The organism is Nocardia sp. NPDC050712 (assembly GCF_040654295.1).
In the GTDB taxonomy this organism is placed as follows: domain Bacteria; phylum Actinomycetota; class Actinomycetes; order Mycobacteriales; family Mycobacteriaceae; genus Nocardia.
Genome location: NZ_JBFAHT010000006.1, coordinates 325987 through 347831 on the forward strand (window position 1 = coordinate 325987; position 21845 = coordinate 347831).

General features: G+C 68.4%; 18 protein-coding genes. 2 read left to right on the forward strand and 16 right to left on the reverse strand.

Features of this window, described 5'->3' with window-relative positions; all coding sequences use genetic code 11:
* Position 1: 1 nt before the first annotated feature.
* Positions 2 to 1405, reverse strand: coding sequence for a type VII secretion-associated serine protease mycosin (gene mycP, locus AB0H76_RS37035; RefSeq protein ID WP_357332006.1), 1404 nt, complete (start codon positions 1403 to 1405; stop codon positions 2 to 4).
* On the reverse strand, positions 1402 to 2877 hold the full coding sequence (eccD, locus tag AB0H76_RS37040; RefSeq protein WP_357332008.1) for a type VII secretion integral membrane protein EccD: 1476 nt from the start codon (positions 2875 to 2877) through the stop codon (positions 1402 to 1404). Before eccD ends, mycP begins: the two co-directional genes overlap by 4 nt.
* Positions 2878 to 3190: 313 nt before the next feature.
* Between eccD and eccA the strand changes: the two genes are divergently transcribed.
* Entirely contained in the window at positions 3191 to 5014 is a 1824-nt protein-coding gene (eccA, locus tag AB0H76_RS37045; RefSeq protein ID WP_357332010.1) for a type VII secretion AAA-ATPase EccA, read from the forward strand.
* Positions 5015 to 5035: 21 nt separating this feature from the next.
* On the opposite strand, the gene eccB is transcribed toward eccA, so the two are convergent.
* Positions 5036 to 6526, reverse strand: a complete 1491-nt coding sequence (gene eccB / locus AB0H76_RS37050; protein ID WP_357332012.1) for a type VII secretion protein EccB — start codon at positions 6524 to 6526, stop codon at positions 5036 to 5038.
* 227 nt (positions 6527 to 6753) lie between these two features.
* Between eccB and eccE the strand changes: the two genes are divergently transcribed.
* Positions 6754 to 8562 carry a type VII secretion protein EccE gene (eccE, locus tag AB0H76_RS37055; protein ID WP_357332014.1) on the forward strand — a complete coding sequence of 603 codons (1809 nt, stop codon included), beginning with the start codon at positions 6754 to 6756 and terminating at the stop codon, positions 8560 to 8562.
* Between the two features lie 61 nt (positions 8563 to 8623).
* Here eccE and AB0H76_RS37060 read toward each other — a convergent pair whose 3' ends face one another.
* The 13 genes from AB0H76_RS37060 to AB0H76_RS37120 form a co-directional block, all read right to left on the reverse strand.
* Positions 8624 to 8935, reverse strand: coding sequence for a type VII secretion protein EsxR (locus tag AB0H76_RS37060; protein ID WP_357332015.1), 312 nt, complete (start codon positions 8933 to 8935; stop codon positions 8624 to 8626).
* Between the two features lie 42 nt (positions 8936 to 8977).
* Complete coding sequence (locus AB0H76_RS37065; RefSeq protein WP_357332017.1) at positions 8978 to 9274, reverse strand: WXG100 family type VII secretion target; 297 nt, start codon at positions 9272 to 9274, stop codon at positions 8978 to 8980.
* 83 nt (positions 9275 to 9357) lie between these two features.
* On the reverse strand, positions 9358 to 10158 hold the full coding sequence (locus AB0H76_RS37070) for an ESX secretion-associated protein EspG (RefSeq protein ID WP_357332019.1): 801 nt from the start codon (positions 10156 to 10158) through the stop codon (positions 9358 to 9360).
* Positions 10155 to 11141: a PPE domain-containing protein gene (locus AB0H76_RS37075; RefSeq protein ID WP_357332021.1), complete on the reverse strand. Its 987-nt coding sequence runs from the start codon at positions 11139 to 11141 to the stop codon at positions 10155 to 10157. The genes AB0H76_RS37070 and AB0H76_RS37075 overlap by 4 nt, the downstream gene beginning before the upstream one ends.
* Positions 11142 to 11471: a PE family protein gene (locus AB0H76_RS37080; RefSeq protein ID WP_357332023.1), complete on the reverse strand. Its 330-nt coding sequence runs from the start codon at positions 11469 to 11471 to the stop codon at positions 11142 to 11144. It lies immediately after the preceding gene.
* Between the two features lie 9 nt (positions 11472 to 11480).
* Positions 11481 to 12788 carry a hypothetical protein gene (locus tag AB0H76_RS37085; RefSeq protein WP_357332025.1) on the reverse strand — a complete coding sequence of 436 codons (1308 nt, stop codon included), beginning with the start codon at positions 12786 to 12788 and terminating at the stop codon, positions 11481 to 11483.
* Complete coding sequence (locus AB0H76_RS37090; RefSeq protein WP_357332027.1) at positions 12789 to 13118, reverse strand: hypothetical protein; 330 nt, start codon at positions 13116 to 13118, stop codon at positions 12789 to 12791.
* A 115-nt stretch (positions 13119 to 13233) separates the two neighbouring features.
* Positions 13234 to 13533, reverse strand: a complete 300-nt coding sequence (locus AB0H76_RS37095; protein ID WP_357332029.1) for a YbaB/EbfC family nucleoid-associated protein — start codon at positions 13531 to 13533, stop codon at positions 13234 to 13236.
* Positions 13534 to 13560: 27 nt separating this feature from the next.
* Positions 13561 to 13914, reverse strand: coding sequence for a hypothetical protein (locus AB0H76_RS37100; RefSeq protein ID WP_357332031.1), 354 nt, complete (start codon positions 13912 to 13914; stop codon positions 13561 to 13563).
* Positions 13911 to 14690, reverse strand: coding sequence for an ESX secretion-associated protein EspG (locus AB0H76_RS37105; RefSeq protein ID WP_357332033.1), 780 nt, complete (start codon positions 14688 to 14690; stop codon positions 13911 to 13913). The genes AB0H76_RS37100 and AB0H76_RS37105 overlap by 4 nt, the downstream gene beginning before the upstream one ends.
* A complete protein-coding gene (locus AB0H76_RS37110) occupies positions 14687 to 16345 on the reverse strand; it encodes a hypothetical protein (RefSeq protein ID WP_357332035.1) in 1659 nt (552 codons plus the stop codon). Before AB0H76_RS37110 ends, AB0H76_RS37105 begins: the two co-directional genes overlap by 4 nt.
* Positions 16346 to 16504: 159 nt before the next feature.
* Positions 16505 to 18130: a hypothetical protein gene (locus AB0H76_RS37115; RefSeq protein ID WP_357332037.1), complete on the reverse strand. Its 1626-nt coding sequence runs from the start codon at positions 18128 to 18130 to the stop codon at positions 16505 to 16507.
* A 137-nt stretch (positions 18131 to 18267) separates the two neighbouring features.
* A complete protein-coding gene (locus tag AB0H76_RS37120) occupies positions 18268 to 18939 on the reverse strand; it encodes a hypothetical protein (protein WP_357332039.1) in 672 nt (223 codons plus the stop codon).
* Positions 18940 to 21845: the final 2906 nt, after the last annotated feature.

Consider the following 21845-nt stretch of genomic DNA (forward strand, 5'->3'; position numbering starts at 1 on the left):
CTTACAGCTCTGAATCGAAGTCGGGCAGGTCGTCGTCGCGCTCGCGCCGGAACGGAATCGCCACGGCCGCACCGATTACCAGCAGTGCGACACATCCGGCGGCGCCGAACACGGCGACCCGGCGCGGCAGCGGGTCCGGGGCGGGCGGGCGGAACGGCGGGGCGATCGCGCGCGGCGCGGGGCCGCCCTCGGCCGCCGGCTGGTCCGGCAGGTAAGCGGTCAGCGCGGAGACCGGGTCGATGAGGCCGTGCCCGATCTTGTCGTCGCGGCCGATTCCGGGCGCGTGCGCGGTGCGCTTGATGCGGTCGATCACCTGGGCCGCGGTCAGCTGCGGATAGCGCGAGCGCACCAGCGCCGCCAGGCCGGACACGTAGGGCGCCGCGAAACTGGTGCCCTCGATGGGCTGCGGCCCGTCGGAGGTCTGGACGCGGTCGACCACGCCGGTGCCGCCGGCCCGGCTGTCCAGGGAGACGATATTGCGGCCGATCGCGGCCACACCGACCCACGGCCCGTTCAGCGACAGCGCCGACGGCGCCCCGCTGGCATCGATGGACCCGACGGCCAGTACGTAAGGGGTGAACCAGGCGGGGCTGGCCACGGTGGACACCGAGTCCCACCCGCTCTTCTCGTTCTGCGTCGCGCACGCGCCCTGGCTCGCCACGTTCCCGGCGGCGGCCACCACCACCACGTTGCGCTCGTAGGCGTATTTCACGGCGGCGCCGAGGGCGTCGTCGGCGGGGTTCGCATACGCGGCGGTACAGGCGACCTCGGAGATATTGATGACGGTGGCGCCCAGGTCGACCGCGCGGACGACAGCGCCGGCCAGCGTGAGCACATTGCCGTAACCGGAATCGACGATCGCGCCGGGATCGGCCTGTGCGCGCCGGTCTTTGGGCTCGAAGGCCAAGCTGAGCTGCCGGATGCTGAGAATCTCCGCCTCCGGCGCGACACCGGTGAAGGCGTCGGCCGGGCTGGGCTGAGCGGCGATGATGCCCGCGACGAAGGTGCCGTGCCCGTCGCAGTCGAAGGTGCCGTCGGAATCGGAGACGTAGTCGCCACCGGGCTGCAGCGCGGGCAGCCGGGGATGGCGGGTCACGCCGGTGTCGATGACCGCGACCTTCTGTCCCGCCCCGCGGCTGAACTGCCACGCGGTCGGCAGATTCAGCACGTGCTGCGCCATCGGAGGTTCGACCGGGGCCGCGCCGGCCAGCTTCGGTTCCGAGCACACGGTGCGCTGTTCGGTCGGCTCCATCGGCGCGGGTCTACCGCTCAGCGCCTGCGCCGCGCCGAGCGCGCCGTCGTGCACCGTGGGCGGATTCAGCGCACTGGCCGTCGCCGGCCAGCCGAGCACCGACACCCCCAGAACGCAAGCAGCGCCGAGGATTCCGACACCGCGCCAGGTCATATATTCCTGGCCATCGCGTACACGCCCATGATCCACAGCACCAGCGGAATCACCGCGCAGATCAGCAAGTACTCGAAGATCTCGCCCATCCGCCGGGTCACGGGCGTGACCTCGAGGTGCGGGCCGATGACGCCGAAGCCGACGACGACGGTCGCGCACGCGAGCAGCAACGCGCTGCCGACGAAGACGAAGTCGGCGTCACCGAGCGCCAGTCCGGTCAGCAGGCCGACCAGGACAGCGGCCCCGCCGGAGATCAGGATGGCGGCTTGCGCGAGGTCCGCGAAGGCTCGCCCGCGCAAGCTGAGGATCACCGTGGCGATGACCGCGAGCGCGAGGCCCTGCCAGCGGGGCTCGCCGAGTGGGTCGGCGGTGCCGAGCGCGCCGAGCACGGCGGCGACCGTGGCACCGAACACCATGCCGGTCTGATACTGGTTGGCGGCCTTGGCACGCTGGCCGAGTCCGACCGCCGAGGGCAACGCGGTCGCGCCGATCGCGCCGATGCCCTCGATGGTGGGGCGCGGTTCGTGGTCGGCGGGGTCGATCGCGCCGCCCGCGGTGGGCACCGGTGGAACAGGTAGTCGCGCCAGCACCGCGGCCAAGCGGGGAACGGCGGAGATCAGCAGGATTCCGACGACCAGCAGGCCGGCCGAGATCTGCAGCAGCGACGGTTCCCAGATCATCCGGATCAACGCGGCGCCGCCGCCGTAGACGGCGATGGTGACCGCCGCGGCGCAGAGCGTGGCGCCGGTCGCGGTGACCCGGTAGAGCACGATCGTGGCCACCAGCAGTACGGCGAAACCGAGTAGCAGATGGGGACTGCCGAGGTCTCCGGGAACGAACAGGACGCCGGCGCCGAACCCGAGTAGCAGCGCGCACAGCGTCAACCAGACCGCGGTCAGCGGATCGGCATACCGGCGCGCCGCGATGGCCGCGCCGACCGCGGCGGCGATACCCGCGCCGAAGGCCAGGAAGCCCGCGGTCAGGCCGAGACCCGAACCACGACCGAGGAACAGCAGCATCAGCGCGAGCACCACGGTAAACGTGGCGGCGATCAAACCGGTCCAGCGCGCCGCGGCCGGGGACCACCCGCGGAAATCGTCCGCGGTGAGCCGGGATACGGCGTCGATGACATCGTCGAAGAGCGCGGGCGCTTCCTTGGCGCTGACCGCACGCAATACCAGCAGCTCGCCGTCGAACACCTCGGCCTCGGTGAGCGTGCGGCTGGGCGCGATGGCGTCGCGGCCGAGCCGGGCCAGGGTCCAGTGCTCGGTCTTCAGCGGCGCGCCGCCGTCCTCGCTCTCCACCGGATCGGGATTGCGAGATTCGATCAGCGACACCAGATCCGAGATGAACGAGGCGATCGGCACATTGGCGGGCAGGCCCACATCGAGCTGGGTATTGCCGCCGATCACCGAAACTCGGCACAGATCAACTTCAGCGACCCTCGAGCCGCTGCTCAACGACTCGGTCAATGGCGCAGCGCCCTCGGCTCAATTCCGAACAATGCCAACACTTGCCTCAGCAACCTACCTGTCGAACCAACTCACGATCGACCGTGCGGGCACGGCTTCGTACACGTTGCAACCTACCGGCAGCGAAACCTAATGTATCCGACAGACCTTGCCCACGCGATCGCAAGCGACGTCCCGCTGCCATCGCCGCGCTGCCCGCGGGACGATAGTCCGGCTCGGAACAGCCACACCCTCTAAGCTGGCGGAAGACAAACGTGGGCAATGGCTCTGAAGCATTCAGCAGCACTGAGAGAGATTTCGGGGTTCGACAGCAATGACCGGCAATCGCCAAGCACAGCGCGCCTTCGACGCCGGAGTCCTGTCCCTCGGATTGACCATCGATGGGCAGGAATCAGCACGCGACCTGGAGTACGCGAAACTCGCGTTCCAGCGTGCCACCGAGTGGGATACCGGCATGTGCGACGCGTGGCTCGGCCGCGCCGCGGCCGGGGAAATGACCACCGAGGTACTGCACAACCTGTGGAAGACCAGTACCACCACGCTGTATCGCGAGCAGCGCAGGCTCGGGCTCGCCCCGCGCGTGATGGCGGGCCGCTTTCTGGCCGGGCTCTATATCGACTACCCCCTGTCCAGCTACACCGAGATCTGGCTGGCATACACCGCGCAACTGATCCAGGACAAGCAGTTCGACGAGGCCGAGCGGTTGCTCGACGCCCTCGACAAGCACCGTAAGTCCCTCACCCAGGATCCCGACCGCGAGGCGGACAACCGTATCTGCGCCTATATCCGTGGCGTGCTGCACTATTCGACGCAGCGCTGGCCGGATGTCATGACGGTGCTGAACGGCTCGGCCGAATGGGACGACCCCTACCTGGCCACCGGTGCGCACGTAATGGTCGGCTCGGCCTGTGCCCAGCTGGGCTTGTTCGGCGAGGCGATCCGCCGGATGGAGCGGGCCGAGGCCGGCCCGATTCCAGCGGCGCGCAGTACCGCCATGTTCTGCCGCGGCCTGTGCCTGCGCGAGACCGGCAAGGAAGACGAAGCACAGCGCCTGTTCGAGCAGGTGTTCACGCAGGCACCGGATTTCACGGCCAACGCCGCCGCCATGCGCGACCGCACCTACCGGATCACGGTGACCACCGCGGAGTCCATCGAATCCCGCACCGACAAGTGGGATCCGGCTTCGGCGCCGTCGATGGCGCAGATGCAGGCGGCCGAGCACGAGGATCGGGCGAAGATCATTCTCGCCGAGGCGCGCGCGCAACTGGACGGCCAGATCGGTCTGACCGCGGTGAAGACCCAGGTCGCCAAGCTGCAGGCCACGGCCCAGCTCGCCAAGATCCGGGCCGAGAAGGGCATGACCAACGTGGCGCGCGGCAATCACCTCGCGTTCACCGGCCCGCCCGGAACCGGCAAGACCACCATCGCCCGCGTGGTCGCCAAGATCTATTGCGGTGTCGGCCTGCTCAAGACCGACAAGGTGATCGAGTGCAAGCGCATGGATATGGTCGGCCAGCATCTGGGCAGTACCGCGATCAAGACCGACAAGCTGATCGACACCGCGATGGACGGCGTGCTGTTCATCGACGAGGCGTACACGCTGATCCAGACCGGCCTGTCCGGCGGTGACGCGTTCGGCCGCGAAGCGGTGGACACGCTGCTGGCCCGGATGGAGAACGACCGCGATCGCCTGGTGGTGATCATCGCGGGCTACGACGGCGAAATCGACCGCCTGCTCGCCGCCAACGATGGTCTGGCCTCACGCTTCGCCAAGCGCCTGCAGTTCCCCTCCTACACGCCCGAGGAGCTCGGCCGGATCGGTCAGGTGATCTCCACGGCCCGGGATTCGGAGCTGTCCGACGAGGCGCTCGCCCAGCTGATCATTGCCTGCGAGGGTCTGTACAACTCGGAGAAGACCGACCAGAGCGGCATGCCGCGCCGCGGCATCGACCTGGCCGGCAACGGCCGCTTCATCCGGAACATCATCGAGACCGCCGAGGAAGAGCGGGAATTCCGGCTGGCCAACGATGATTCCCTCGATCTGGACGCCATCGACGAGACGATGCTGCGCCGGATCGAGGAGGCCGACATGCAGGCCGCACTCACCACGGTCCTGGCTTCGCTCGGGGTCTCCTGACCCCGAGCGCGGCGGCGCCGGTCAGTTCCAGGTGGTCGGCAGGATGTCGTGGGCGACCAGGGCTTCCTTGGCGGAAAGCGTGGGGCCCGGGACCAATTGGCCGACGATGGCCCACGGGGCCAAGCGCGGAGTGTCCCCCAGCCCCAGCGTCGTAGCGGTCTCCACGTCGGGAAGGCCGTAGCGGATCCCGCTGTCGGCCACGTAGAACAGGCTGCCGCGCCGGGGGCTGCCCGGCTCCATGCCAGTCACCTGGACGAACTCGCCGGTTCCCGGCCGCAGATAGGCGGCGTCGACGCGGTCACCGCCGGCGTCGGCGGTCGCCAGCTCGACCGGTTTCTGCGAATCCGTCAGGGGCAGTTGCGCACCGACGAACAGGCTGATCGCGGCCCGGTCGGCGGGCCCGTCCACGGCGCCCTTCGGCGCCTGCTGCTTGGACCACGAGATACAGGCCACCGGAGCGTCTTCCGCGGACAGGATCTTGGGTGCCCGCTCCGGGAAGTGCTGCAGCGGCAACTGGCGTACCTGCGCGATACCGGTGAGCACGTCCGGTGTCACCGCCTTGATGTCGCGCATGCCCTGGGAATTCGCGGTGCGCAGGACATCGGCGGCGAATTCGGTGATCCGCTGCACGCCGTCGGCGAGCACCACGTACAGCTCCCGGGAACCGCCGTTGCCCGCCACCGAGATGACACCGCCGATCGGCACATCCGACAGTCGACCCGGCCCGGGCGAACCCGCCAGCGGGATCGTCGGGGCGGCCAGCGGCGGCACCGCCGCGGCCGCGTCGAGGAACCCGGTGCCCGCGGGGCGCGGACGGTGCGCGGACAGCTGCATCGTGCGGGTCATCACCGAGTTGGTCATGTCCACCTCGGCGCGCTTGCCCTCGTAGAGCAGATAGGTCTTGTCTTCCCGGCGCACCAGGATGGCCTCTTCCGCGCCGGTACGCCGAATGCGCTGATTCAGTTCGGGATTCCCCGCGATGACCGTGGTGTCGACGCCGGTCGCCGAGACGGCGCTGCCACCGGCCGAGAGCTTCACCCGGTCACACAGCGACCACTCCGAGGTGGCGCCGAACCCCGAGCCCGGCAACGAGGAGGGCGCACCTGGGATACCCACCAGGGAGCCACGGGCCATCGGCGCGAGCTTGCTGTCCTTGACCGAGGTGGGTGACTCGCTGCTGCCGCTGATCAGGCGGGCCGAGGCCAGGTTGAGCACCGGGTGCAGCTTCTGACGGCCTTCCTGGTCGGCGACGATCACATACAGCGCACCGGATTCCTTACCCATCACGATCTGCGCGTCGCCGATCGCGCCCACCGGGCGCAGGAAGGCCATGATCGCCGCGCCGGCCGTGATCAGCAAGCCGAGCACCGCACCCACTAGCAGCGAGCGCGAATGAGAACGCATGGGGTCGTGCAGCATCCGCACGTCACGGCGCACCAGCGCGTGATCGAGCCTGCGGAGCAGGAAGCGGTATCCATTGACCTGGGCCCGGGTGGTCAGCTGAGCCGGCACGTGGCCTCCATCGAACGTCACTTCATCGCGAACCGAACGCACGACGCTGTACCGGGATCCGGACCGGCGCCGCCGAAATTACAGTAACGGCACTGGGTTCACTGTCAATCCGACGGCCCGCGGAATTACCGGCACGCCCGCCACCGGACAGCACGGTACGGTGATCGGGGCGGTTCGGGGTCGGTGGATTCCACCGCGCAGGTATTCGAACCCTTGGCTGAATTGTGGTGAACAAGACGGTGAACGAACGGGAGAACTCCCCCGCTGCCGGCTCCGCGCCGGACCGAGTGGACACCACCTTGCGTGATCCGGAGTTCTGGCTGTTCCGCGAGATGCCGCTGCATCTGCTGATTCCGCTCGCCTTGTTCGCCGCGCTCGCGTCCTGGGTGGCATTGGTTTTCGATCTCCCGCTGTGGGCGGTGATCACGATCGGCGCGGCGGTGCTCGTGCTGGGCGCGATGCCGGTGCGCAGACGGTTCCCGCACAACCTCGTCGGCATGCTGGCCATGGCGCTGGCCTACCGCTGGCGCCGGGCCCGGCCCGGCCCGGAACTCACCGGCGGCGGCGACGGCGAGCCCTCGACCGGCGCGGCCTTCGATGTGCCGCTGCCCGAGGGCGGCGGCTACGGCATGCGCTGGGACGGCAATCTACTCATCACCATGCTGCGGATCGACCCGCCGCCGGACGCGCTGACGCTGCTGCGCCCGGGCCGGTTGAGCACCGACCAGATGCTCCCGCTCACCGAAATCGCCAAGTGCCTGGGCCAATTCGATATCAACCTGTCCGCGGTGGACGTCATCAGCACCGGGGCGCGGACCGCGGGCAACGGCGTGATCGCCGAGCTGTACGACAGCATCATCGGCCCGCTGCCCGCGATCGCGCATCGCACGGTGTGGCTGGTGTTGCGGCTGGATCCGCTGGCGAACGCTCAGGCCGTCGACAATCGGGGCGGCGGCGCTACCGGTGCCCTGCGCACCGCGCTCATCGCGACCCGCCGGGTAGCCAATCGCCTCGCCGCACTGGACATCTCGGTGTCGGTGCTGACCGCGGGCGAAATGAACAGCGCGGTACGGCAGTTGACCCGGGGCGTGCCGCTCGACGAATTCCTGGAGACGCCGAAGTCCCTGGTGCACGGCACGGTTCACCTCACCAGCTATGAAATCGGCCCCGACCTGATCGGGTCGGCCGGGTTCGCGCAGCTCTGGGCGACACCGAGCGCGAACACCACGATCACCTTGCGCCTGCGACCGGGGGCCGACCAGGAAGGGCAGCGCCACAACCGCACCCTCGATGCCATCACCGTGGGCGCGCTGGTCCGTTTCGACACGCACTTCGAACCCAGCGAGCCCCCGATCGCGGGGCTGCGCACCCTGCCGGGGCAGCAGTTCCGCGCCATGCTGGACTGCCTGCCCGCACGAAAAGCCGTGCGCCAGAGCGCCGGTGCCTACCACGGTCCGTTGACCGCGCTCGCCGGCGTCGCGGTGCCGACCGCCGGCTGTGGCCAGCTGATCGGCGCGGACGCCACCGGGCAGGGCATCGCGGTTCCGCTGGTCGGTGACGGCACCCGCCATCTCGAGGTGGTCGGCAAACTCGATCTGGCTCAGCAGGTGATCCTGCGGGCGATCGCGGTCGGCGCGCGCGCCATCGTGCACACCGACCGCCCCGAGGCCTGGCATTCGATGGTGGCGAATGTGGACGCGCCACACGCACTCTGGCTGGCACCGCGCTCGGCGGGCGCCACGCATCATCCGCCGCAGCCGCCCGCACCGCCGGTCAACGCCCCGTTCCCCCACGCCACGCTGGTGGTCTTCGACGGAGTTCCGCCGACCACGCTGACCGGTGGCGCGACCATCGTGCACGTGCGGGCACCGTGGGAACCGGGCGGCGATTTCGACGCGGACGTGGTGCTGATGCAGGACACCGAGCGGCCCAACATGATCACCGTGCGGACCTCGGCCGTCACCACCACGTTGCTGATGGTCACCACGCCGGACGAGATGCGCTACATCGGCGAATCACTGGCCGCCGCCAGGTAATACACGAATGGCCGGCGGGTGCGTAGCGCACCTGCCGGCCATTGCTGTGTGGACAGCGTGTTCAGCCGATGTCGGCGAAGCCGTCACCGATCTTGCCGTCGGTGCCGAGCGCGCGCTGCAGCGCGGTCTCCACAGCGGCGGCCACCTTGTCCATGATCACCAGGGTGTCTTCGAACTCCGCGTCGAACTTCTGATGGGTCGTGTGGAATCCGGTGTAGGCGTTAGTGCCTTCCCACGCGATCTCCAGCTTGCCGCCCGCGTCCTTCATCTCCCCCGCGAAGTCGGTGAGGGCCTTACGAAAGCCCACCAAGTCGTGGAAGAGAGTGGTGATCGCACCCTCGTCATATTCCTGTACATCGCCGGTACCAGCCATTGCAAGATCCTCCGATCGAAATTATGTGTAGTGGAGCGCGAGTCACAGACGGATGTACTGGAATTCGCTTTCGCCCTCTTCGTCCTGACGCACGAAGCTGGCAGTGCCCTCGCCGACCTGCTCCTGCAGCTGATCCAGCAGCACGTTCAGCCGCTTGGCTTCGCCGTCCCACTCGACACAGGCGGCGTCGAACGCTACGCGCGAACGCCCCTGCCAGCCCTTGGCCTGGGTGACTTCGTCACTGATCGCCTTGATCGTGAACTTCATACCCTCGACAGCGTTGGCCATATCGCCCTTCGCTTGCGCGGCGGCGGCTTCGTCAACTGTTTTCCCAGCCATTTATCTACCTTCCTTGCGGTGAAAAGATTGCCGGACGATGCCGGGAGGCATCGCCGCAGAATTGGCGAGCGGACGCACGCCGTTCAGCTCTGGTGCGGCAGCCACCTTCCCCCGGGCAAAGACTCGATCAGTGCCGCAATCGCCTGCGCGATACGGTGATCGGTGCCCGGTGTGACGGTGGACCAGACCTGCTGATCCGGCGCGATGCCGGGCGCGACCACGATGCGGCCGCGTCCGGTGTCGTATACCGCGACCGCGCCGGGCGGTCGGGTGGATACGCCGTCCTCGTGGGCATAAGCCACGATTTCGGCGTAGGCATGGCAGGACGCGAAGGCCATTCCGTAGGTGGTCGCGTCCCGGTCGGGTGCGCCGAGTGCGTACAGCGCGTCCGCGTAATCCGCGGAAGTCTCAGCGGCCGAAAGTCTTTCGCTCAGGTCACCGGCGAGTGCGGTGAAATTGGCGACCTCCGCCGGCGGGCAGGCGCCGAGCGCGTCGGCCAGCGGCCGCAGCAGCGCCTTGCCGGTGCTGTCCGACCACACGGTGGTGATATCGAAGGAGTCGCCGCTGCGCACGGCCAAGGCGTGCTGCTCACCGCGGCGTGCCAGGCAGATCCTGGTCACGGTGTCGGCGCCGGTGAAAACGCGGGCGACCAGTTCACGGTCGGGCTGGGCGAGGGTGAACAAGGCGTCCGACAGATCATGGGACACCTCGCCCTCCTCGTCGAGGACGCCGGAGCCGCGCAGCTCGGTGACCGCGCGGCGCTGGGCCGCGGTCCACTCGTCGAAGGAATCCTGTTGCGGCCCGACGGCCAGCACCAGCGGCAGGGTCTGCACACCGAGCCGGTCCGCGACCGCGAGCAGACCGTCGTTCGTCACCACCGTCACGCCGCACCTCCGCTGCCGGTGCGGCTGTTCGAGGTGGGCGCCTCCGGAACGCCGAGCACGGCGGGAGCAGACACGATGCCGAGATCGGCGCCGATCTGGTCGCCCGCGTCGCCCGCTCTGCTCTGGTACTCCTCTTCCTGCTGGTCCCCCGCGCCCAAGGCGCCGGCCGCGCCGGCGGGTAGGAACGGCAGCGACGACGAGGGATGGGTATTCGGAACCACCTGGGGCGCAACTGTTTCCACAGTCTCTGGTGCGTCCGTGTGCGCCAGGACCGGGGTCCGGTATGCCGTCTTCTCCCGCGGCGCCGCCGTGAACCCGCCGAGCGCGGGTGGCGTGAAACGAGCGGGCATTCCACCCGGAAACATCGGCGCCGGAGCGGATTTGGCGATCGTCATGGAGCGTTCTGAGTCCAGGGCGGCCGAGGAGGCGAGCACCGGCGGTGGCTGTTGCTCCCAGGCCTGCGCCAACGGCTCGGTGGAGGACTCGTAGTTACGCATCACCCGGGAAGTCGCCGCCTTGGCGACATCGGCCTGCTCGTCGGTACCGGCGGCGATCGCCTGAATCGGCGCGCCGACCATGACCCCGAGTTGCTGTAGCAAACGCTGCACCTGCTCGATGGCCGCGATATCGCCGCCGTTGGGCATGGTCAAGCGGGCCAATTCGTAAGAGGCCGCCTGCTTTTCGGCCTTGAGCGCGTTCTCCGACGCGGCGGCCGCGGCCTCGGTCATCCAATCGCGCAGCTTGGCGATCCGTTCCAGCACGAGATTGCTGGTGTTGGACTGCCACGCGGTGCGCACCGCGGCGATGATCAACTCGTACTCCACCGCCGCGGCGCCGAAGTCCGCGGCGAGTCTCGCCCACGCGACACCCGCCTCGGCCATCGGGATCGCACCCGGCCCCGTGGTGAGTTCACGCGCGAGCCGTTCGGCCTCACGCGCCTCCCACACCACGCCGGTGAAGCCCGGTAGTGGTGGTTCGATCATTCAGAGTCCGCCCCCAGCAGTGAACTCGCTGGCGCTCTCGTCCTCGGCCTGACCGAATTGAACCACCTGCGAGCGCATTTGCGCGGCCAGCTTGCGCAACTCGTGCACTCCGGTATCGCCGCCGGTCAGGTACGAGGTCCCGACATCGGTCATGGTCTGCGCGGCCCGGAGCGACACCTCGTCGATGCCCGCGGGCGCCACCGCGAGCGGTTGCTGCGCGCCCTGCAAGCTTTCCTCCAGGCGGTTGGCCAGCACGTCCAGCCGCTGCGCCGCGTTCTGGGCAGCTGTCGGATCGAACTGCACGCCCTCGAAATCCACATTCGAAACCATGACGACCTCCTACAGAGTCAGTGCTTTGTCCGGCGGTGGTTCCGAAGCGTTCTCGGTCGCGCCGACCACCGGCAGCGAGACCCCCTCGATTGCGCCGACCACTTCGTCGGTGTGCTCCGCGTTGACCAGCATCGCCGGCATGTCGCCGCCGTCACCGGCACCGCGCATCGGCGTGCCACCCATGGCGCCACCGGCGCCCATCGGCATCATGCCCGGACCGCCCGAGGACACCGCGCCCCGTGAGGTCGCCTCGTATTCCGTTGCGGCAGAGGAACTGCCAGTGGGAACGCCCGGCGAGACCGGGCCCAGCGCGGCGACTTTGGTTCCGGACCACGCGTTCAGCGGCGCCGCGGCCGGCGAAATACCGCCGCCACCGAAGCCACCACCGAAACCGCCGCCACCGCCCGCGCCCACGCCGGCTCCCGGCTCGGCGGACTTCGGGAGGTCGGTGCCGTCCGGCGCCTTGCCCGCCACGTCGTGCAGCGGTTTGGCCGACAACGACTGGGTCTGCTCGGCGAGCTGGCTCGCGGACTGAATCCCGGTCTGCGCCAGCTGCATCAGCGGCTGGAGCAGTTGCATCATCTGCTGCATCTGGTCGGTGCTCTTGGGCGCGGAGGTGACGTCGACCTTCTGGCCCGCCTGGGTCATGTTCGCCGAATGCCCGGTCAGCTCACCGCGGGTCTTGGCCACGATGGCCGTGGCCTCGGCGATCGCCTCGGCCGTCGCCGCGGCCAGAAACGCCTGCCCACCCGGCGCGGCGAGCGCCGGAGCGGTCGCGGCGACCGTGGCCATGTACCTGGTGATGCAGGCCGCGAGCAGCGCGCCACCGGTCGCGACCGAGGTGGCGCCACCGAGCAGCACGCCTTTTTCCTGTGTGTTCTGCGCGGCCAGCTCGCCGGCGTCCTGCTGGGCCTGGCCCTGCTTCTGCGCGGCCAGCATCGAGGCCGCGCTCTGCCACAGGCTCATCACCGTTTGCAGCGCCTGGGGCGCCATCTGCATGGCCTGCTGCAGCGCCGAGTTCACGTCACCGAGCGCCTTCGTCGGATCCAGGCCGCCGCCCGCCGCGACACTCATCGCGCCGGCACCGAGATCACCGGTGCCGAAGCTGCTGGCCAGATCGGTGAAGGGCCGCAGCAGCGCCGATAGATCGATCAGCGGCATCGGCGGCATGCCGGGCATGGGCGGCAGCGCCGAAAGATCCGGCGGCAGGGGCAAACCCATATCCTGCAGAATCTGGTTGACCGGCCGATCGATCAGCGGAGCGAGCGCGCTTCCGCGCAGCAGCTCCTGGATCGCCGGATCGAGTTGCGGATTCATCTAGCGCCCGTGGCCGATTTTGCTCTGGGTCGCGGCGAATTCCGCGCTCCCGACCTCTTCGGTGGCGTCGTAGGCCGCGGCGCCTGCCGTCGCGGCGGCCGCCGTGGCCGCGTGCACCGCGGCCAGCTCCATCGTCGACGAAGCGTGATTGGCCTGCGCCACACCGAAGGCGAACAGGAAGTCTTGGCCGATCAGGCCGAACACCGGGGCCGCAGCGGCCATCGTCGCTGTTTGATCGAACGCACCCGCGGTGGCCACGCTGGTCGCCATCGCAACCGAGGCCGCCGCGTAACCGCGAATCGCTTCCGGGCTTGCTACCAGGTCACTCATCGTAATCCCCGCTCAAATAGCACAATTCACGAACCCATCGAATGTACCAAGCGATGCCGTAGCATCGACAGGAAGTTTTCAGAAACTTTGCACAAGTCCTGTGAACATCCGATGTCTATTCGGCTACTTCCTCGTTGAAGGCCGTAACGATATCCGCCCGCCGGGCAAATGCGGCCGCCGCCGCGGCACGCGCGGTCGCGGTCAGGGTGGCTTCGAAATCCTCCGGCGAGAGTCTTGAAATCTCCTGGGAGAACTCCAGATTCAGCAACGCACCGTTGCCGTCGACCTCTGCGGTGATGCTACCGTCGGGCGAGGTCTCCCGCACTTTGACAGCACCCATGTCATCGACCAGATCCCGAATCCGGTACAGCTTGCGCTGCACACTGGCTTCGAGTTCATCCATCGTTTCGTACATCGACCCGAGATCTCCTCTCTACCAGCGTTAGATCGGCCGCAGCCAGCTCTGCTGCTCGGTTTCGTATTCTTGCTCCTCGACGTACTCCTGGCGAGACACCTCTTCTGGGGTCGGCAGACCCATCAGCGCGAGCGCCTCCTTGCTCGCCCCGCGAGCCTCCAGCTCGGCCCGCCGAGCCAGCCCGGCCTGCGCCGCGGCGCTCTTGCACAACCGCAGCACCTCCTCGGCCAGGCCGCGCGGATCCCGCTGCAGCTCAGCGGGTTCGACGGTGATGCCGAGCGGCAAGCCCTGCTCGGTGGTGCGCACCGAGATCGCGCCGCTGCGGGCGGCGGCGGTCCATTCCACCTGCTCGGGCTGCTGTTGTTCGTCCACGGCGTTCACCCTTCGTCCTTGATCGATCGCACGACGGCGGCGATGCGGGTGTTCATGAGGTCGCGCAGCTGGCGGCGATCGACTCCCCGGGCGACCGGCGGGGTCTGATCGTCGACGATGTAGCGCCCGTCACCGGCCAGATCGCGCAACTCCAGCCTGTGCTTGGTCAGGCCGCGCGGGCCGAAAATCGAACGGGCCTGCTGGATCTCGATATAGCCGACGCGATCGGTCGGTGCCTGGAGGAAAGAATCCGAGCGCTCGGCGACCGAATCGTGGAACGAATCGTGCACCGAGGATTGGCCATAGGAGTAGTCCATGTCGTCGTCGATCTTGGTCGCGAGGACCACGTCCGCCATGCTGCCCGCGGGCAGATCCGGGATGGCCGCGGTCACGGCGTCCGCCAGCTCGATCGCCGAGCACTGCGTGACCGTGAAACCGCCGCTGTACCAGTATGTTTCGCCCGGAACCTGATTGATCACACAACCACGATCACCGTGCCGGGTGGCCAGCAGTCGCACAATCCCCTCGGGTTTGTCCAGATCCGCCTGATTCCAGGCATCGACCACCACCCGAATATCCGGCTGCACGGCGCCCGCGACCAGACTGCGCAAGTCCGGATCGAGCGTGCGGGCCATCCGTTCCCACGTGTGGTACTTGGCCTCGGCGAACTCCTCGAACCCGAGAACCCGGCTGGTGAAAGTGAACGGCAGCGGCAACAGTTCTTGCCGCTGCGCCTCCCACAGCGTGAAGAATTCCAGGTCGGTGAACGTCCAGCTCTGCCTCATCGCTCCACTACCGGCTTGGCGACAACGGGTGCGTCACCGAGCGCCTCGTCCAAATGCTCGGTCGAGTCGAGGTAATCGGCTCGCTTGTGCTCTTTGCTGCCGCCGCCCTGCTGGCCGCCCTGGCCCGCAGGGCCCATGCCGCCGGGCGTACCCGGCTGACCCGCAGCCGCGAGACCGGCCCGGCCCAGGCCGGTCATGCCCGCGGTAGCGGCACTGGCGCGAGGAAAGAGCTTCGATGCTGCTTGTGTCGCAGCATCTTTCAACGGGGCACCGCCACCGCCCGCGCCGCCGGGCCCACCCTTACCGCCCGGGCCGGCGCCCTTGCCGTGCGTCGCCTTCTCCAATGCCGCCTTCTGCGCCGGGGTGAGCGGCAGTCCCGTCGTCGGATCGATCCCGTTCTTCAGCGCATTCTGCGCATTCTGCAGCGCCTTGCTCAGGTCGTCGCCACTCGGCTTGCTGGGCTGAGACGGTGTGGACGGCTGGCTGGGCTGTGATGGCGACGGCTGACTCGGATGGGACGGTGTGGACGGCTGGCTGGGCTGCGATGGCGACGGCTGACTCGGCTCGGACGGCGTGGACGGATTGCTGGGCTGCTGTGGCTTGTGCTGCGGGCCCGGACCCGGGCTCGGCTGTGGTGAAGTCTGTTTGCTGCCCGGCCCGGGGCGGCTACCGGGGTCCTGGGTCGTCGGCGGCACCGGGTCCGGCAGCACCGGGATGGCATTGCTGGCCGCGTTGACAGCGGGCACGTATTGATTGTTGAAGGCGGTAATGGCGTTGTTCCGGGCCGTTTTGCGATCTTCCGGTACCGCGGTTTGACTGAGTGGCTCGGGCAGGTTCGCGCCGAAGATGGAGAGTCGGCCAGAAGTGTGTTCCAGATTGGACGCGATCAGATTCATCCGGCCGCTCAGCTCATTGACGTTCTGGACGTAACCCTTGATAGCGGTATTCGCCTTGTGCGCCGCCGGGGTGTTCCACATCCCGTTCTCGAGCTTTTGGTTCACGGTCTCGGTGAAGATCTTGGCGTCGATCGCTAGCTGCTTGCCCATGTGTTTCCACAGGCCGCCCAAATTCGCGATGTTCTGGGCGCCACTGGTCAGCTTGGTCTTCATGTCGTTGTATGTTTCGAGACTGATTTCATTGCCGCCCTCAGGCTTGACCGGAGTCCAGTCGTGGCCTTTGGTACCTGGATTCTGCGTAGCGAACTTGTTCAGATCGGTAGGCAGAGCAGGCGGCGCCGCCGGATTGCTCCCGGCGGGTTTCGACCAATCCGGAAGGGCGGTCTTATCCGGGGCGTCACCGCGATCGCGCGGATTTTCCTTACGAATCCGGTCGAAGGCTTCTTTCCCGGTTTCGTCGTTGTCTTTGTAGAGGTGTCCCGCGGCGATGAAGGTGTTCATCAAGCTCTCGAGGATACTTTTGTGATCCTTGATGATGCCGGTGTAATCACGGCCCGCGTTGAAGAACTTGCCCGCTAGTCGGTTACCGGAGCCGAGCCCGCCGAACATCGCGTCGTCGAAACCCTGCCCGGAGACCTGATTGACCAGAGGTTCGAACGCTTCGATCGAGTCGTAGAGGTCGGAGGTGGCGAGCGCGAGGTCTTTGCCCACCTCGAAGTTCACGGTCAGCGTCTTGCCGGTCTTCGCCTCGTTGGACATGCTGTCCCAGGGTTCTGGCATGGATCACGCTCCTGAACTGCTCAACGATGCACTCCCGTCGGTCAGATCAACCACAGCACATCGACTTTCATCCTCCAACAGCCCGACGATCATCTCACGATACTGCGGAACAGTCCGCGCTCGCAGCGAGAATTCGTCCTACCGATCGGCCGAGGTGTGCCGCTGCTGGTAGCGGCGCTCGAATTCGGTGATGAACACCGACGGCGCTACCGAAGACGAGGACTGCTCCAGCACACCGTCATCGGCAACGTAGAAGATCATCCGGCCGATCGCGATCTCCCCCGGCGCGGTCGGCACGAACACCATCCAGCCCACACTGATGCGCTCCGCGGTGAGGTTCTCCAGCGGGTAATCGCCGGTGTCCAGGTTTCGGCCGAGCGCGAACTGCCGGACCCGGAAGATGGCCTCCTCCGGCACCATCGGCTCCGGCAGCGTCAAAGCCACACCGGCCATGGTCAATTGGTAGAAGGCGCTGTCGACATCGAAACCCGCTTCGGCGCTGAATACTTCGGTCAGCGTTTCGCGCGTGACCACACCGGCTTCCGCGGCGGATACCAAGGTGGCGACGGTCGCGCGCTGCGCATCGGACGGCACCTCGGAGACCAGGCCGGACACCACCTCCACCACTGTTTCCGCGGTCCAGATACCGGGCACCGCCTCGGCAAGCGCACCCGCCGAAGGTGATTCGCCGCGATACCAGTACCCCGCCTGCCACCAGTAGCAGAACGACAGCGCGCCGGCCGCGGCGCGGGAGTTCAGCACTGGATTCGCCACCCACTCGGGTGCGCCCGCGTACAGCCGCGGCATCGGGGCGCCGGAGTTGTAGACCCGGTCCAGCTCCGGCGCGTTCCACACACCGCCCGAGAGCACAGCCCGCCCGCCTGGCAGCGCGTACAGCGTCGACCCGCTGCGCCTGCTGCCCTCGAAAAAGCCCAAGGCGGGTAGCACCCGCGGGCCCCATTGCGAACCCGCGGCCACGAATGCCGCCGCCATCACCGACCAGCGGGCCCACAGCACCGGAAACGGCGGAAAATCACTCTCCGACAGAATCGCTCGCACACCCTCGGCGCGATCTTCGCGCGCCTGCTCGGCCGCGCGCGGCGCCGGACGCGACTGCCGGTCACCGTGGCGCAGATAGGCACCGAGCCACACCGGCAGGGCCGCACGCGGATACACCGCCAGGTCCATCACATAGGCCTCGGGCGGGAACAGCTGATCGTCGGGGAACGGCTCGTCGCCGTAGTCGTAGTCGACCTCGATCGCGCCGACGCTGCTCAGCGAGAGCAACAGCCGCCACCACGGACCGTCGCTGAATTCCGCGGAGAGTTCACGTAGTCGGCGCACCAGACCGAGCACTTCCGGCGAGGGCTGTACCCGGGCCGAACGCTGCTCGTCGTCGGAGAAGGAGATGGTCGCGAGCTCGGCGTTGGTGGTCAGCTTGAATACCGCTTCGAGCTGGCGCCAGCCCGGCGGGCCGGCCACAGCGAGGGTGCGGGCGATCTCGTGGATGAGCGCGGTCGCGCGCTCGGCCGGATCGGGCTGCCGCTCTTCGCCTTCCACGGCGAAGCCGAGATCGGGCTCCTCGGCGACGTCATCCTCGGGTGCGCCGGCCTCCGAGTCGTCCGCCTGATCGGCGGGGGTTTCCGCGGGCTCGGGTGGGGTGGCGTCGTCGGTGTTCGAAGCCTGACCGGCGGGCGCCTGATCGGCGGATTGCGCGTGATCCGGAGCAGACTCGCCACGAGTCTCGTCATCTGGTCTGGTCACGACGCAACTATCTCCTCATCTGGCAACTTCCAGCCTCGATACCGAACCATCCTGGCACAGCGGCCCACTCGGCGAATGACAACTTCGCCGCCCTCCGGTGTCGAGACGATGAACGGCGACCCAATTGCGCGACCTGGTCAATGCGCGAACATCGACGCCCGCTGCGCCGGGTCGGCCCAGGTGTTGCGGATCAGCAGACCGAGGTCGAGCGCCGCGGGCACGGAACGGTAATCCACCTCACCGGCCACCTCGCCATCCACGAGGATCGTGCATCGCGACACCCGCCGGGCGACCTGCGACCACACCACAGACACGGCGGGGTCGTCGAGATCGAACGCCTGGCCCGAAATGCGCACCGCCAGTCGGCCGTGCGCACGGTAGAGGACTACGACGATGCCTTCGAGGTTGCTGTAAACACCATCGGGTGGGCCACCGGCAGCCCTGGAGGCCTGCAATGCGCCCGATTCCGGGTCGAACTCGGCGGGGACGCCGAGCCCCGCGTACGGGCGCACGAAAATGCCACTGCCGCCCCTCGAGTATCCGCGATCCACCGCCGCCGGACCGGGGGCCGGAGGTGCGGCTTCCAGCGGTGCGGGCTTCGCGGTGCGGGCACGCGCGACCTGCCCCGCGACGGCGTCATCCTGGTCGTCGCGGGGCAACACCAGGGGGCCGGGATCGCTGGGCGCGGGCGGGCTCGAATCGGTGCGAGTCACCCGAGCGGTGGGTACCGCTGAGTCGTCGTCATCATCGAGCAACGCATGCTCGGCAGGCGAGGGAACCGAGTTCGACCAGCTGAAGGCGGTCGGCACCAAAGCCTGTGGCGGCATCGACGGTCCGCCGGCGCCCGGCCGTTGCCCACCACCCGACGACTCAGCAGCACCGGGCGGCCCGGATTGCGGCTGCATACCAACCGATGCCCCGCCTTGCGGCGACATCGCGCCCGATGACCCACCTTGGGGCGTTCCGTTCTGGGGCGGCATCCCGTACTGCGGTGCCCCACCGAACAGAGGTGCACCGATGGTGGGCGTTCCTTCGGGGGGAGTTCCATCCGGCCACACTCCCTGTGGCGGAACACCGCTGGGTGACATGCCATATTGCGGCGGCGCTCCGGGCGGCGGTGCGCCTACGGCGGGTATACCTTGCGGCGGAGTTCCGATCGGCGGAATGCCTTGGAGCGGAGCACCATCCTGCATTGACATGCCGGTAGGCGGAAATCCCTGTGGAGACATGCCTTGGAGCGGGCCTGCACCTGGTGGCATGCCATTGGGGCCCCACCCCGGCGGCGGTCCGCTACCGGGCGCGAAACCTTGCTGGGGTATTCCATGCGGCGGCGTACCGCTGGACGAGAACTCCTGGGACTGCCGCCCATTGGGCGCACCCCGCGGCGACATGGCCGGCGGCCCACCGACCCACGACATGCCCTGCGGGGTCCCACCCGCCGACGAGCCCTGTGCCATGCCATTGGGCGGCATCGGTTGCAGTGGGCCACCATTCGGGAACATGCCGGGTGGCACGCTGTTCGGCGAGAAGCCCTGAGGTGGTATTCCGCCAGGTGTAAACCCCTGTGGTGGCACACCGTTGGGCGGACCCTGCGGTTGCATACCGCCAGGAACGCCCTGTGGAGGCATGCCAGTGGATGGGCCCACGGGCATGCCGTTGGCCGGTATCGACTGCTGCGGAACGCTATCCGAGGACATGCCATAGGAAGGCATGCTGTTCGGCGGAAAGCCCTGCGGCTGCTGTCGACCGTTCGGCCCCGACCAACCTAAGCGGTTCAGCGGCCCCGAAGAGCCCGGCGGGCCAACCCAACCCGGAGGAGGGCCATCAGACCCCGACCAGTTCGGGCCGTTCGTTGGTCCCGGGGAGCCTTGCGGGCCAACCCAACCCGGAGGAGGACCGTCAGGTCCCGACCAGTTCGGGCCGTTCGGCGGCCCCGGGGAGCCTTGCGGGCCAACCCAGCCCGGAGGCGGACCGTCAGACCCTGACCGACTTACGCCGTTCGGCGGTACCGAAGAGCCTTGTGGGCCACCCCAGCCCGGAGGCGGACTGGTGGCTCCAGACCAGCTCGGGCCGTTGATTGGTTCCGGGGAGCCCTGTGGACCAACCCAACCCGGAGGCGGCCCGGTGGGTCCCGACCAACTCGGGCCGTTCAGTGGTCCGGAAGGGCCCTGTGAACCAACCCAGCCAGGAGGCGGACCAGTGGGTTCCGACCAGCTCGGGCTATTCGGCGGACCCGAAGGACCCTGTGGACCAACCCAACCCGGAGGCGGACCCGCGGGTCCGGACCAGTTCGGACCATTCGGCGGACCCGAGGGGCCCTGTGGGCCAACCCAGCCCGGAGGTGGTCCTGTGTGCCCAGGGGTGAATCCGGGTGGCATCGGGGGTTGTGGCGTCTGTGCGAGGAGCCACGGCGGCAACGGTGGCAGCAGGCTCGGGGGCTGGGCAGGTGCGGCCGGCGGTCGCGCGGTAGCTGCGGGCGGCGTTGCGAATTCACTGACCGGAGGTGTGGAATCGGGGGCCGCACTGGGTTCGCCCGGCCCGCTGGATTCGGCATCGTTGCGTTGCGGTGCGACGGGAATGGGATCCGCTGCTTCCGGCGAACCGGAGAGCTCCGTGTCGTCAGTCGCCGAATCGAGCGAGTGTTGTTCCGGTGACTCGATGCGCGCGGACCGTGGTGGGGCCGGCGGCAGCGGCGGCAATGGTGGACGGTTGTTCGCGCGCTCCGGCGCGGCGCCGATCGACTCGGGTGCTGGCCGGCGACTTCCGGTGCCCGATTCCAATGGTGAAGCAGGCGTACCTGATTCGTCACCCAGCGCGAAATACCGCTCGCCGGTGTCCGTCGAGAACCCGGAATCCGGCTGCGGCTTCGATGCTTCCGCACTGGTCGCACTCGGGGAGGACTGTGGGGGCAGCCGTGTATCCGTGTTTGTCGTCTCCGCGGGCGGCCATGGCGGCAGCTGTGCGTCCGTGATTGCGGCACCCGCTGGGGGTTGTGGCGGCAGCTGTGCATCCGCACTCGTCGCACCCGCGGAAGGCGGTAGCGGCAACCGCGCATCGGTGTTCGCCTGCCCGCCAGAGGGGGGTAGTGGCATCCGCCCATCCGTGTTTGCCGCCCCCGCGGGCGGCTGCGACGACTGCTGTGCATCCGCACTCGTTGGCCCCTCGGAGGGCGGCAGGGGCAAACGCGCATCCGCGCCCGTTGCGCCCGCAGACGGCGGCAGGGGCAAACGCGCATCCGTACTCGTCGCCTCCTCGGAGGGCGGTAGTGGCAAACGCGCATCGGCGCCCGTTGCGCTCTCGGACATCGGCAACGGGAGCCGCGTATCCGCGTTCGCTACATCCTCGGAGGGCGGCAGCGGTCGCCGTGCGTCCGTACTCGTCGCACCCGCGGGCGGGGGTGGTGGCGGAAGGGGTGGGCGGTTGTTCGGCTTCGCCTTCGAGCCGGCCGCTGTACCCGCGCTGGATCCGGCACCGGCGGCGCCGGGCCGTCGCGCCGAGGGCGCGGCGCTGCCAGATGATGCTGTGGGCGGGCTGTTTCGGCCTTCCGCCCTGCGGGTCGGCGCGGATGGTGGTGTGAGCGCGCTACTTCCGCCCGCAGCCGTGCCGGGCGGGAGGTCCGGTGCCGAAGATTCCGAAGGTTGTCGGGCGCTCGAGTCAGGGTCGCGCCCGCTGCTGTCGGCGGCCGAGGGGGCCGGCGGAAGGTCGCGGCGGGCGG